Origin of the sequence: Tenacibaculum sp. SG-28 (assembly GCF_002954385.1) — a bacterium.
Classification (GTDB): domain Bacteria; phylum Bacteroidota; class Bacteroidia; order Flavobacteriales; family Flavobacteriaceae; genus Polaribacter.
Map to the genome: position 1 here is coordinate 68,454 of NZ_MQVY01000002.1, position 13,971 is coordinate 82,424.

The 13,971-nt window shown below is 34.6% G+C and carries 10 protein-coding genes and 2 pseudogenes; 5 read left to right on the forward strand and 7 right to left on the reverse strand.

The window, feature by feature from the left end:
- The first annotated feature begins 34 nt into the window (after window positions 1-34).
- The 4 genes and pseudogenes from frr (at window position 35) to rpoN (ending at window position 6,145) form a co-directional block, all read left to right on the forward strand.
- Entirely contained in the window at window positions 35-589 is a 555-nt protein-coding gene (gene frr, locus BSU00_RS05330) for a ribosome recycling factor (protein ID WP_105003476.1), read from the forward strand.
- 96 nt (window positions 590-685) lie between these two features.
- Window positions 686-3,050: pseudogene (locus tag BSU00_RS05335) on the forward strand (RND family transporter).
- A gap of 103 nt (window positions 3,051-3,153) precedes the next feature.
- Window positions 3,154-4,596, forward strand: a complete 1,443-nt coding sequence (asnS, locus tag BSU00_RS05340) for an asparagine--tRNA ligase (protein WP_105003477.1) — start codon at window positions 3,154-3,156, stop codon at window positions 4,594-4,596.
- Between the two features lie 85 nt (window positions 4,597-4,681).
- On the forward strand, window positions 4,682-6,145 hold the full coding sequence (gene rpoN / locus BSU00_RS05345; protein WP_105003478.1) for an RNA polymerase factor sigma-54: 1,464 nt from the start codon (window positions 4,682-4,684) through the stop codon (window positions 6,143-6,145).
- 595 nt (window positions 6,146-6,740) lie between these two features.
- Here the strand turns inward: rpoN and BSU00_RS05360 are convergent.
- The 6 genes from BSU00_RS05360 to BSU00_RS05385 form a co-directional block, all read right to left on the reverse strand.
- Window positions 6,741-7,421 carry a porin family protein gene (locus tag BSU00_RS05360; RefSeq protein ID WP_105003481.1) on the reverse strand — a complete coding sequence of 227 codons (681 nt, stop codon included), beginning with the start codon at window positions 7,419-7,421 and terminating at the stop codon, window positions 6,741-6,743.
- A gap of 134 nt (window positions 7,422-7,555) precedes the next feature.
- A complete protein-coding gene (locus BSU00_RS05365) occupies window positions 7,556-8,026 on the reverse strand; it encodes a biopolymer transporter ExbD (RefSeq protein ID WP_105003482.1) in 471 nt (156 codons plus the stop codon).
- Window positions 8,027-8,042: 16 nt separating this feature from the next.
- Window positions 8,043-8,669, reverse strand: coding sequence for a biopolymer transporter ExbD (locus BSU00_RS05370; protein ID WP_105003483.1), 627 nt, complete (start codon window positions 8,667-8,669; stop codon window positions 8,043-8,045).
- Window positions 8,670-8,675: 6 nt separating this feature from the next.
- Entirely contained in the window at window positions 8,676-9,113 is a 438-nt protein-coding gene (locus tag BSU00_RS05375; protein ID WP_105003484.1) for a hypothetical protein, read from the reverse strand.
- Window positions 9,114-9,122: 9 nt separating this feature from the next.
- Window positions 9,123-9,851 carry a MotA/TolQ/ExbB proton channel family protein gene (locus BSU00_RS05380; protein ID WP_105003485.1) on the reverse strand — a complete coding sequence of 243 codons (729 nt, stop codon included), beginning with the start codon at window positions 9,849-9,851 and terminating at the stop codon, window positions 9,123-9,125.
- A 248-nt stretch (window positions 9,852-10,099) separates the two neighbouring features.
- Complete coding sequence (locus tag BSU00_RS05385; RefSeq protein ID WP_105003486.1) at window positions 10,100-11,134, reverse strand: asparaginase; 1,035 nt, start codon at window positions 11,132-11,134, stop codon at window positions 10,100-10,102.
- Window positions 11,135-11,226: 92 nt separating this feature from the next.
- On the opposite strand from BSU00_RS05385, the gene BSU00_RS05390 reads away from it, so the two are divergent.
- The gene (locus BSU00_RS05390; RefSeq protein WP_105003487.1) at window positions 11,227-11,928 is read left to right on the forward strand and encodes a zinc metallopeptidase; all 702 of its coding nucleotides are present in this window, start codon (window positions 11,227-11,229) and stop codon (window positions 11,926-11,928) included.
- Window positions 11,929-12,023: 95 nt separating this feature from the next.
- Here the strand turns inward: BSU00_RS05390 and lepA are convergent.
- Window positions 12,024-13,818: pseudogene (lepA, locus tag BSU00_RS05395) on the reverse strand (translation elongation factor 4).
- Window positions 13,819-13,971 lie beyond the last annotated feature (153 nt).

A 13,971-nucleotide genomic window follows, 5' to 3' on the forward strand; every position in this document is an offset into this window, starting at 1 on the left:
CCATACAAACAAAGAGGATTTAAATTACTACACAATGAACGAAGAGATTGATTTTATTTTAGACTCTGCCAAAGAGGCAATGGAAAAGGCAATAGATCACTTAAGTAAAGAATTAAGAAGTATCAGAGCAGGAAAAGCATCTCCAGCGATGCTAGCGAACGTTCAGGTAGATTATTATGGCGCGGCTACTCCTTTAGGACAAGTAGCCAACGTAAATACACCGGATGCAAGAACTATTTCTATCCAACCCTGGGAAAAGAACATGTTACAAGAAATAGAAAAAGCAATTATGTTAGCTAATCTAGGATTTAATCCAATGAACAATGGTGATACCATCATCATCAATGTTCCCGCCTTAACAGAGGAACGAAGAAAAGAGTTAGTAAAGCAGTCAAAGTCGGAGGCTGAACATGCAAAAGTAGGGATAAGAAATGCGCGTAAAGAAGCGAATAACGACATTAAAAAAACCGAATTTTCCGACGACATGAAAAAAACAGCCGAAGAAGAAGTTCAGGCTTTAACGGATCAATTTGTAAAATCGATTGATGAAAAACTAGCCGTTAAGGAAAAAGAGATAATGACCATTTAGAGAAAATTATTTTAAATAATTCTGAAGAGTGTTTTATACACTCTTTTTTTGTTTTTATACCAAGCATTTACATAACTTTGCGAAAACTTTTTTTGAATGACTTTTTGGACCAAGATTGCTGGTTTCATACTTCGAAACCGATATTTAGTTTTACTTTTCATAGCTGTAATTACAGGGTTATTGGTTACTCAAATGAAGTACATGCGCTTTTCGTATACAGAAGCAAATTTATTACCTGCCGATCATGAAGTAAATATTGAATACAACGAATTCCTCAAGGTTTTTGGAGAAGAAGGAAACTTGATTCTTTTAGGAGTAAAAGACAGTTCTATTTTTACTCCTGAAAAATTTAATGCATGGAACGAACTATCCAAATCATTTGACAGTATTCCGGAAGTAGATTTTACCTTATCTATTGCAGATGTAAAACAATTAAAAGCCGACCGGAAAGCTCGAAAGTTTAAACTAGAACCCTTATTTAAAAACACACCAACTAGTAAGGAAGAAGTAGAGGAGATAAAAAAGGAACTATTTGAAAGACTACCGTTTTATGAAAACCTTTTGTATAATGATAATGGAGTACTTCAAACTGCAATTTACCTCAATAAGGAAATTATCAATGCACCAGAACGAGCAGACTTTATTACGGAAGTTCTTATACCCACTATTGAGAAATTTGAAAACAAATATCAGGTAAATGTTCGGGTATCCGGAATGCCGTATATTCGAACACTTAATTCTTTGAATATTACCAAAGAGATGGGGATTTTTGTAATTGGTGCTCTTTTGATTACTGCCATTATTTTCTTCTTCTTTTTCCGATCGTTTAGAGCTACATTTATTACCTTGTTAGTAGTAGGAATCGGCGTTATTTGGGCGTTTGGTTTCATCGGTTTATTTCGATACGAAATAACTATTCTTTCGGCCTTAATTCCCCCACTAATAATCGTAATTGGGGTTCCAAACGCAGTATTCCTAATTAACAAATACCAACAAGAAGTTAAAAAACACGGAAATCAAGCAAAGTCCTTACAGCGAGTAATCTCGAAAATAGGAAATGCAACGCTGATGACCAACATAACTACGGCTTCGGGATTTGCAACCTTTGTTTTTGTAAAAAGCCAACTGCTTCGTGAATTCGGTATTCTTGCATCGGTAAATATTATTAGCATATTTATACTGGCCCTTTTAATTATACCAATCTGTATAGTTTTATGCCACTTCCAGAAAAAAAACACTTGAGTCATCTTGAAAAAAGATGGATGGAAGATGTGGTTAATTGGATGGAACAAACCGTACGGAACAAGAGAATCAGTATTTACATTACTACCGTGATTGTGATTATTTTTAGTATGATTGGTCTTTATCAAATTAGAGTCTCTGGAAGTTTGATAGAAGACATGCCTAAAAGTAAAGAATTCTATAAAGACATCAAGTTTTTCGAGCGAGAATTCGGCGGTATTATGCCGTTAGAAATTTAGTAGATACTAAAACAGACAAAGGGGTTATGAAATTATCTACCCTGAAAAAAATGGAAAAAATAAATGAAATAATTGAAACTTTTCCTGAACTCTCGAAACCAATTTCCATAACGAATTTGGTTAAATACTCGAAACAAGCTTTCTACAATGGTAATCCAAAATACTATCAATTACCAACAAGTCAGGAGAGGAATTATATCTTCGCCTACACTAAAAATTCTGACAGCAATGCAGGAATGCTAGATAATTTTGTAGATGCATCCGGTAGATATGCGAGAATAACAACGTTTATGAAAGATATTGGTACCGATAAAATGGATATCATTCAAGAACGATTACAAGCCGTTATTAAAAAACAATTTCCAGATGACCGATTTAAAGTGTCTATGACTGGTAAAGCCTTGGTATTTTTAAAAGGCACTAATTATCTAATTAAGAATTTGGTGATTTCCTTGTCCTTAGCAATATTTTTAATTTCGATATTCATGGCGTGGATGTTTAGATCACCACAAATGATTTTAATATCTTTAGTACCTAACATGCTGCCACTTCTAATTACGGCAGGTTTAATGGGATTCTTTGATATTCCTATTAAGCCGTCTACTATATTAGTTTTTAGTATTGCTTTCGGTATCTCCGTAGACGATACCATCCATTTTTTAGCAAAATACAGACAGGAGCTTCTGGCGAACAACTGGAAAATAAAACCAGCCGTATATGCTGCTCTTCGAGAAACAGGGGTTAGTATGTTTTACACCTCCATTGTGTTATTCTTTGGCTTTTTAGTATTTACGGTTTCTAGTTTTGGAGGTACGATTGCACTTGGTGGATTAGTATCTGTCACGCTACTTTTAGCAATGGTATCCAATCTTGTATTACTCCCTTCTTTACTGCTTACCTTTGAAAAGAAAATAGCCAATAAAAAAGTTTTAAAAGAATCAAAATTTAAGATTCTTCCACCAAAAGACAGTGATAAATAAAATAGAAAAGTCTTATAATTTCATTTTATTTATAATACCTATCGAGATTGCTCAATTAGTAGCAAAAAAGTATATTTGCTTTTTATACAAGATTTAAGAAACAATGAATAGAAGTAGTGTAAAAGAACTCTTAGAGTCGGATAAATTTTTGCAAGAAATCCATGTAAAAGGATGGGTAAGAACTTTTAGAAGCAATCGTTTTATAGCGTTAAACGATGGTTCTACAATTCACAACATACAATGTGTGGTTGATTTCGAAAACACAGAGGAAAATCTTTTAAAACGAATCACAACCGGTGCTGCAGTAAGTATACAAGGTACGCTTGTAGAGAGTGCTGGAAAAGGACAAAAAGTAGAGGTTCAGGTAGATACTATTTCTATTTTAGGAGATGCCGACCCTGACGAAGTATCCAAAACTATTTTACAACCAAAACGACATACCTTAGAAAAGTTACGAGAACAAGCGCATTTGCGTATTAGAACAAACACATTCAGTGCTATCATGCGTGTTCGATCTGCTTTATCATTTGCGGTACACCAGTACTTTCAAAATAATGGCTTCTATTATGTAAATACTCCGATTATTACTGGTTCGGATGCAGAGGGTGCCGGTGAAATGTTTCGAGTAACCAATTTTAAAGCCAATGAGGCTCCACTTGATGAAGCTGGAGAAGTGGATTATACCAAAGATTTTTTTGGAAAGGAGACCAATCTTACGGTTTCTGGACAATTAGAAGCAGAAACCTATGCAATGGGACTAGGGAAAGTATATACCTTCGGACCTACTTTTAGAGCAGAAAACTCAAATACCACAAGACACCTTGCTGAATTTTGGATGATCGAGCCAGAGGTTGCGTTTAATGATTTAGATGCGAACATGGATTTATCCGAAGATTTTATTAAATCGGTACTGCAATATGTTTTAGACAACTGCAAAGACGATTTGCAATTTTTAGAGCAGCGATTAGTTCAGGAAGATAAATCAAAGCCCCAAGCAGAACGAAGCGAGATGCGCTTGTTGGAAAAGCTACATTTTGTGGTAGATAATAATTTTAAGAGAGTTTCATACACCGAAGCTATAGATATCTTGCGCAATTCGAAACCAAATAAAAAGAAGAAATTTAAGTATCCGGTTGATGCATGGGGAGTAGATTTACAATCAGAACACGAGAGATACCTTGTAGAAAAGCATTTTAAATGCCCTGTGATACTATTTGATTACCCTGCAAATATCAAGGCATTTTACATGCGTTTGAATGAAGATGGTAAAACAGTTCGTGCTATGGACGTCTTATTTCCCGGTATTGGAGAAATGGTAGGTGGATCACAGCGAGAGGAACGCTTGGATGTTTTACAAGAAAAAATGGCTGCATTAGGGATTGCAGAAGAGGAATTATGGTGGTATTTAGACACTAGAAAATTTGGAACTGCTGTGCATTCAGGTTTTGGATTAGGATTTGAACGATTGGTACTCTTTACAACAGGTATGAGTAACATAAGGGATGTAATACCTTTTCCAAGAACACCACAAAATGCTGCATTCTAATATAAAATAATTTATGCATTTCGTAAAAACGTCATTCCAAAAAGAATGGCGTTTTTATTTTAGTCAAATTCATATCTTTGTAGATATGCTAAAACAAAGTTTACATCAAAAATTACTACAAAAGCTGTCTCCTCAACAAATTCAGCTGATGAAGCTTATTCAACTACCAACGCAGGCTTTCGAGGAAAGATTAAAGCAAGAAATTGAGGAAAATCCTGCATTAGATACTGGTAAGGAAGAAAACATTAACAAAGAAGATAGTATTGAAAATGATATTGATTATGACGATACTGGAAATGAAAAAATTGATTCCGAAGACATCAATATTGATGAGTATTTAAGTGATGACGAATACCCTAGCTATAAAACACAAGCAAACAACTATTCGCAAGATGATGAGGAGAAGCAAGTACCATATGCAGCAGGAACCACATTTCATCAATCGTTAAAAAATCAGTTAAACACCTACAGAATGGATGAAGAGGAGCGAGTAATTGCAGAATTTTTAGTAGGTAGTATCGATGATAGCGGGTACATACGAAGAGAAATAATTGATTTAGTGGATGACTTAGCGTTTACCCAAAATACGTTTACAACTGAAGAAAAAGTAGCCCATGTACTTACTGATATTGTACAAAAATTAGATCCTGTTGGGGTTGGTGCTTTGAACTTACAAGATTGTTTAATCATACAGCTTAAAAATAAACCGAGCAAAAAAAGTGTCTCACTTGCCATAAAAATATTAGAGGAATCTTTTGACCACTTCGTAAAGAAACACTACAGTAAATTAATTGAAAAATATAAAATTTCTGAGGAAGAATTAAAGGAAGTCATCGCAGAAATTAGCAAATTGAACCCAAAACCTGGTAATTCCTATGCGGGTAACACAAAAATTGTAGAACAAATTGTTCCTGATTTTAACATCCGTATTGTGGAAGGAAATTTAGAGCTAACGTTAAACTCTAGAAATGCTCCTGAATTACACGTATCTAAAGCATATAATAATATGCTTCAGAGCTATTCTGATTCTAAGGATAAAAGTAAATCACAAAAAGATGCAGTACTCTTTATAAAACAAAAATTAGATGCTGCAAAATGGTTTATTGACGCCATAAAACAACGACAACAAACCTTACTGGTTACCATGAATGAAATAATGAAATACCAGGAAGAGTATTTCCTAACAGGAGACGAACGAAAGTTAAAACCAATGATCTTAAAAGACATTGCTGATAGGATAAATATGGATGTTTCTACAGTGTCTAGAGTAGCAAATAGCAAATATGTTTCAACGCCTTATGGAACAAAATTAATAAAAGAATTCTTTTCAGAATCGATGAAAAATGACCAAGGAGAGGATGTTTCTACTAGAGAAATCAAAACTATCTTGCAAAATGTAATTGCTGAAGAAGAAAAAAGAAAACCGCTTACCGATGAAAAACTAGCAAAGATTTTAAAGGACAAGGGATATCCAATCGCTAGAAGAACAGTGGCAAAATATAGAGAACAACTAGAGATACCAGTGGCAAGATTAAGAAAAGAAATATAGTGCGTTTCCAGAAATTTATATCTACAATATTACACCCAATAGTAATGCCTACCATAGGCGTTATTTGTTATTTACTTCTTACACCTGCTACATTACAACAAGAGCAAAAGCTTACTATACTAACGATTGTATTTATAGCAACTTATGTGATTCCTCTCTTATTGCTGATATTTTTAAAAAGTATTGGATACATAGACTCCTACCGCGTATTTAGTATTAGAGAACGAAAAATACCACTATTTTTTATGGTGCTATTATTTTATTTACTCGGCCAATTGTTCGAAAAAATTACAGTTTTCAACGATTTAACATTTTTATTTTACGGCATTGATATTGCCTAATTCTAACCTATTTACTTTTTGCATTACGCATAAAATCAAGCTTGCATTTACTATCCATTGGTGGCGCATCAAGCTACTTTTTAATTTTTGGTCATATTCACGGAATAAATACACTACCGCTAAGTATAATTTTTATACTGTTGGCTGGTATCCTTGGTGCATCCCGACTGTATTTACAAGCACATAGCCCAAAAGAGATATACATCGGATTTTTTTTAGGTTTTATCTCACAATTTATTGCTTTAGCATACTATCTATAAAAAATAAAAGCTAAGCCCAATTTTATACATTTTAGTATCTATAGAAGTACCATCCGTAAGTATTGCATTGTTTAGAATGGGAGTTAAACCATAGTAGAAATACAAGTTAAAAGTACTATACCCTGCTGAGACCGTGAGCCCTGTTTGCCACTTATTATACGAGGAAATATTGGAATAGGATGCATCGTTTTCAGGTGTGCTAAAACGAAATGAATTTCGAATGGAATAACTTTGTTTCATTCCTAAATAGAAACGCCAGAAGGAATAGCGATTAGCATCGGAATTACGGATTCTTATTTGAAATGGAATTTCAATAGTATGGGTATTAAACTTATTATTGGTAACATTTCCGTCGGCAACTTGAAATTGCTTATAAGAAGTAGATTCTAGCGGTTGTAGAAGGTGATTAAACGAATCATACCCATACCCCAGACCGATTGCGAGTGCAAAAGTACCACTAGTTTTTAAAGGTATATCTCGCAGATACCCAAGTGAAATACCATAAGAAAAACTACTGCTACCTGCTAGTTCTGGCTGATCGTATAATACGTTATAACTAATATCAAAATACAATTGATCTTCGAGGTAAGGATCTCCTATCTTTAGGGAATCTTGTTGCGCCCAAACAAAAGAAGCTGTAAAAATAAAAAGTATTGCTATGTATTTTTTAGCCATAATAAACAGACAAAATTATCCTTAAAAATAGACAAGAAAAACGAGAAGGACACTATTAATATAAAAAATAAAATTACAAAAAAAGTGCAATCTTAACCGATTGCACTTTGTATACTTTAAAATCTGTACTAAGTCTACTTATCAATAGCACCACCTTTATTTACAGATAAACTTAATTTAAGAGCGTTAACATCTCTTAATTTTTCACGTATATCTGCAAGGGTACCATAACTTGATTCCTTGTCTGCTTTAATAGAAGTAGTCATAAATGGGACCTCTGCTTCCGATACATTATCTCTTTCTAAGAAAATAAAAGCTGGAATATCAGAAGGTTCCGCGATTTTATCATTTAACTGTATTCTATTATAGCTGTTACCGTACTTACCATCTTTTGCTTTTCCAACGTAGATTGTACTTACCAAACTCTTACGCTCTAACTTTTTTACTTCTGTAGAACTTGGAAGTCTTGGAGATTCAATCTGTAAGTCTGATTCTCGCATTACAGTAGTTACCATAAAAAAGAACAATAACATAAAAACAATATCTGGTAAAGATGCAGTTGAAACTGCTGGTAAACCTTTTTTCTTCTTTTTAAATTTAGACATATTCTAGTTTTTTTAGTTATTGAACGTCTGCTGACTCAATGTCGGTTAACACTTGAGGATACCTATCTTTGATATACTTTACCTTGGCTTTTAAATCTAAGTCTTTGTTGGAGCTTTCTTTAAACGCTTTTTCAAGCTCTGGAAAACTTATGTTATATTTTTCCATACAAAGACGATTACGAAGCTCGGCATAAGCTTTTAACAACTCATTCTGAACGGCAACATAGGTTCCATATTCTGTACCTCGATCACTTTCTACAGATATTACTGCTTTATTAGGGTGATCGGAAGAATCAGGATTTTTATCTCCTTTACAGTAGTCACAACTTGCTGCTTCACCTTCTCCTCCAATAGGATTCCCAAGACCGCCCCCGTTATCAATAAATTTAAGAGCTGCGTCTTTCAAGTCTTTCAACTCCATAACATCACCTTCTACAAAAAGTTCGTTATTTCGATTAATAAGTACAGGAAAAATGTTTTTTTCTTTAATCTTTGGAGGAATATCCGTTGTTTTTTCCGACAATTTCTTTGGAATACCGGAATCGACATCCATTGTTGTTGTTACAAGGAAAAAGATAAGTAGCAAGAAAGCAATATCTGCCATTGAACCTGCATTAATTTCTGGGTTTTCTCTTCTTGCCATATTCTATTACGATTTTACTATTCCTTTTAATATATCCCAAACAAAAAACACACTGGCAAAAGCTCCTAGAATAATACTATATGTAATTCCGGTTCCTACCCATTTAGAAACGCTTCCTTGTTCTGCAAGCACATTATTATCTGCACCCATTACTTGACCATCTGAAGAGGCAAAATAACTAACTACAAATAACACACCTAGTACTAAAAGACCTAATAATGTTTTCTTTAACGCTGCTGGGTTTTTGAATAATCCCCATAGCGAGGCAAGAATTGCAACTGCAACTACACCAATAAATAGCCAGAGAGAATATCCAACTAACGGTGAGACTGCATTTGAAATTGCCTCCACGTTTTCTTCGTCTATTACGGATACATTGATATACATTCCTATTCCAATGATAGAAATCAATGCAACCAGTAAGGTTAATATTTTATTGTTCATACTCGATTATTATTTTTTATACTTAGCTAATAAGTCAATTAAAGAAATTGAAGCATCTTCCATGTTATTTACTATACTATCAATTTTAGAAATGATGTAGTTGTAAAATATTTGAAGAATAATGGCAACAATAAGACCAAATACTGTTGTTAAAAGTGCAATTTTAATACCACCTGCAACTACCGCTGGAGAGATATCGTTTGCAACTGCAATTCTATCAAATGCATCAATCATACCAATTACTGTACCCATGAACCCAAGCATTGGAGCAAGAGCGATAAATAATGATAACCATGAAACGTTCTTTTCTAATAATCCCATTTGAACACCTCCGTAACCAACAACTGCTTTTTCTGCAGCATCAATTCCTTCTTCACTTCTTTCTAATCCTTGATAGAAGATAGAAGCAACTGGTCCTTTTGTATTTCTACATACTTCTTTTGCAGCCTCAACACCACCTGAACTTAACGCCTCATCTACACTAGCAACTAATTTTTTAGTGTTCGTAGTAGCCATATTAAGATAAATGATTCTTTCGATCGCAATCGCCAAACCTAAAATTAAAGCCACCAATACAATCCCCATAAATTGTGGATCTCCTTCAATAAAACGCTGCTTTAATACTTGGTGAAAAGTTTGTTCTGCAGCAGCTGCTTCTTCAGCCTGAGCGTATGTTGATTGAATAGCCCCTAAAAACATAAATCCTGCAATAGTCAGGACATTTACTACTTTCTTCATTTTGTTATAATTAATTTAAATAGTTAACGTGATAAAAATACAAATTTTACTATGAAACGTATATAAAAACACAAATAAGTTATGGATTACCCCAATCTATTCGCAATTTATCATTTCAGAGTGCCAAGTAACAAAAAAATGTTGGATCCTAAAAAAAAATAATGGTTTTATAGCCCAACTACCTTAAAAAAAGCTTTCAATAAGAATTTCAGGGAATTAAATCAACGCATACTACAAAAAATAGAACCTTATGCGCTAATTTCGCCACGTAAGGGCATTTCAAAATATGTTTTAAACTCTTCTTTTGCCAAGTTCTCTCCTAAAAGATACATCATTTTAGCAACTGCAGACTCTGTAGTAATGTCTTTTCCGTTAACAATTCCAATATCCTTTAACCTGGTGCTCGTTTCATAATGTCCGGGCATAACACTACCACCGGAACATTGGGTAACATTTACAATGTAAACGCCATTGGCAATGAATTTTTCTATAATTTTCAGAAACCATTCGCTCGTTGGAGCATTACCTGCACCATAGGTTTCTAGCACAATTCCTTTTAATCCTTTGATATTTAAGTAATTAGCAATTACTGCTTCTGTAATCCCTGGGAAAAGCTTAAGAATTACAATGTTACTACACAGTCTTTTTCTAAAAATAAGCTTATTTTCCTTTTTCGTATTAGCAGTGAGGATAGCATGATTAAAATTCAAATGCACACCACTTTCTGCTAATGGCGGATAGTTCATCGAAGAAAATGCCTGAAAATGCTCTGCACTTATTTTTGTGGTTCGGTTAGCTCGGTACAATTTGTATTCAAAATACAAACCTACCTCTTGAATAATTGGCTCCCCATTATTTTGGGCCGAAGCAATTTCAATAGAAGTAATTAGGTTTTCTTTGGCATCTGTTCGTAAATCTCCAATTGGTAATTGTGAACCTGTAAAAATTACTGGTTTCTGTAAATTTTCAAACATAAAACTAATAGCAGAGGAAACATATGACATGGTATCCGAACCAGTTAAAACAACAAAACCATCAAAATCATTGTATTTATCTGCAATTATTTCAGCTATTTGAATATAGTAAGCAATATTCATATCGGAAGAATCAATAGGATTCTTAAAAGAAATCGTATCGATAATACAATTAAGCTGCTGCAGTTCAGGAATTTTGTGCAAGATTTGATCAAAATCAAAGGCTTTTAATGCTTTTGTTTTGTAGTCTTTTACCATACCAATGGTACCTCCTGTGTATACGATGAGTATTTTGGGTTTACTTGTCATTTTGACATCTAAGTATTAGTTCTTATATTATGGAATAATTTATGCTGTAAATTTATCAAACAAAATTGATAAAGAATTTAAACTTATAAAATATGTTAGGATTTTATGTATTAATGGGGATTATTTCCCTTTTTAGCTGGACGGTTAGCAATACTTTAAAAAGAAAGTTTGCACAATATTCAAAAATACATCTACAAAATGGAATGAGTGGTGCTGAAATAGCAACAAAAATGTTGCAAGACCACGGCATCTATGATGTTCAGGTAATCTCTACTCCTGGACGGTTAACCGATCATTACAATCCAAAAAACAAAACGGTAAATTTGAGCGAGGCAGTATACAACGAAAGAAATGCCTCTGCAGCTGCGGTCGCTGCGCACGAAGTAGGACATGCTGTACAACACGCAAAAGCTTATAAATGGCTTGAAATGAGATCAAAACTCGTACCTGTAGTTAGCATATCCTCGCGATTCTCAATGTGGATGATTATTGGTGGTATAACGATTGCTCTTGGTTCAGCTACTCCTCAAATCGGAATGACAATTGGGTATGCAGGATTAGCTTTTATGGCCTTGGGTACCTTATTTAGTTTTATCACCCTGCCAGTAGAATACGATGCAAGTAACCGCGCTTTGGCTTGGCTGGAAAATAAACATATGGTTACACGACAGGAATTAGCAGGATCTAAGGACGCCTTAAAATGGGCTGCCAGAACTTATTTAGTAGCCGCTTTGGGCTCTTTAGCGATGTTATTTTATTGGGGCCTTCGCTTGATGGCTGCCAATAGAGAGTAACGAGAACTGTACAAAAACAAAATGCCTGCAGAAATTGCAGGCATTTTTGTTTTATATGCTATACCGAAAGATAACTTATATTCGAATTATATGCTTTAATCATTTAGTTTGAGCACAGCCATAAATGCTTGTTGCGGAATCTCCACATTTCCAACTTGGCGCATTCTTTTCTTACCTTTCTTCTGTTTTTCTAGTAGTTTACGTTTTCTGGAGATGTCACCACCATAACATTTCGCAGTAACATCCTTTCGCAATGCCTTAACGGTTTCACGAGCTATGATTTTTGCTCCAATAGCGGCCTGAATTGGAATATCAAATTGCTGACGTGGAATTAATTCTTTTAATTTTTCGCAAATTCTTTTCCCAATAGTATAAGCGTTATCTGCATGTAACAATGCGGAAAGTGCATCAACTGGCTGACCATTTAACAACATATCCACACGAACTAACTTCGATTTTTTCATTCCTATAGGATGGTAATCAAAAGAGGCGTATCCTTTAGACACAGTTTTCAATCTATCGTAAAAATCAAAAACTATTTCGGCTAAAGGCATTTCAAAAATTAATTCTACTCGCTCTGGTGTTAGATAGGTTTGATTTATTATCTGACCTCTTTTTTCAATACACAAACTCATTACTTGACCGACAAAATCAGATTTGGTAATAATAGAAGCTTTGATAAAGGGCTCTTCTACTCTATCTAATCGCGAAGGATCTGGTAAATCTGAAGGATTGTTTACTATTACAATATCCTCTGGATTTTTTTAGTAAAAGCATGGTAAGACACATTCGGTACTGTAGTAATAACCGTCATATTGAACTCACGCTCCAAACGCTCTTGAATGATTTCCATGTGCAGCATTCCTAAAAATCCACAACGAAATCCGAATCCTAAGGCTGCAGAACTCTCTGGCTGAAACACCAACGATGCATCATTTAATTGCAACTTTTCCATAGAGTTTCGCAACTCTTCGTAGTCTTCGGTATCCACTGGGTAAATACCGGCAAAAACCATTGGCTTAACATCTTCAAAACCTTCAATAACGTCTGTTGTAGGATTGGCAAAATCTGTTATGGTATCTCCTACTTTAACCTCTTTGGCGGCTTTAATCCCCGTTATAAGGTACCCAACGTCACCAGTTGTTATTTCCTTTTTAACAACCTGACTGAGTTTCAAAGTACCAACTTCATCCGCACCGTATTGCTTTCCGGTGGCAACAAACTTTATTTGCTGGTTTTTTTGATAGATCCATCAATTACTCTAAAGTAAGTTTCTATACCCCTATAGGAATTGTAAACACTATCAAATATCAAGGCTTTTAGCGGTGCTTCTGGGTTTCCACTAGGCGCCGGAATTCTTTCGATGATTGCTTCTAAAATTTTATCAACACCAAAACCTGTTTTACCACTTGCAGGAATTACATCTTCAGGAGCACAACCTAACAAATCCACAATATCATCGGTAACTTCTTCTGGATTTGCACTTGGAAGATCTACTTTATTTAATACCGGTATAATTTCCAAATCGTTCTCTAAGGCAAGATACAAGTTGGAAATGGTTTGCGCTTGTATACTTTGCGCTGCATCTACGATTAAAAGTGCTCCTTCGCATGCTGCTATAGAGCGGGAAACTTCGTAAGAAAAATCTACGTGACCGGGAGTATCAATTAAGTTTAAAATATACGATTCTCCATCTTGGGTATAATCCATCTGAATGGCATGAGATTTAATCGTTATACCACGCTCTCTTTCTAAATCCATGTTATCTAACAATTGATCTTGCTTTTCGCGTTCGGTTACAGCTCCTGTGTAGTCCAACAAACGATCCGCCAAGGTACTTTTACCGTGATCAATATGTGCAATAATGCAAAAATTCCTAATATTCTTCATGTATCCTATATCTAACTACTGATGACCGACAAAGATACGTTATTTAAAAGGGTTAACAAATAAAAGTATAGAATAGCATAAAAAAAAAGAACTCTGGGAGGAGGCGTTCATTTTTCACATTTAAAACAAAGGAAATTTACAAACAACCCTTTA

Coding starts and splice junctions, on each gene's coding strand:
- frr (WP_105003476.1), top strand. CDS start 35: ATGAACGAAGAGATTGATTTTATTTTAGACTCTGCCAAAGAGGCAATG.
- asnS (WP_105003477.1), top strand. CDS start 3,154: ATGAATAGAAGTAGTGTAAAAGAACTCTTAGAGTCGGATAAATTTTTG.
- rpoN (WP_105003478.1), top strand. CDS start 4,682: ATGCTAAAACAAAGTTTACATCAAAAATTACTACAAAAGCTGTCTCCT.
- BSU00_RS05360 (WP_105003481.1), bottom strand. CDS start 7,421: ATGGCTAAAAAATACATAGCAATACTTTTTATTTTTACAGCTTCTTTT.
- BSU00_RS05365 (WP_105003482.1), bottom strand. CDS start 8,026: ATGTCTAAATTTAAAAAGAAGAAAAAAGGTTTACCAGCAGTTTCAACT.
- BSU00_RS05370 (WP_105003483.1), bottom strand. CDS start 8,669: ATGGCAAGAAGAGAAAACCCAGAAATTAATGCAGGTTCAATGGCAGAT.
- BSU00_RS05375 (WP_105003484.1), bottom strand. CDS start 9,113: ATGAACAATAAAATATTAACCTTACTGGTTGCATTGATTTCTATCATT.
- BSU00_RS05380 (WP_105003485.1), bottom strand. CDS start 9,851: ATGAAGAAAGTAGTAAATGTCCTGACTATTGCAGGATTTATGTTTTTA.
- BSU00_RS05385 (WP_105003486.1), bottom strand. CDS start 11,134: ATGACAAGTAAACCCAAAATACTCATCGTATACACAGGAGGTACCATT.
- BSU00_RS05390 (WP_105003487.1), top strand. CDS start 11,227: ATGTTAGGATTTTATGTATTAATGGGGATTATTTCCCTTTTTAGCTGG.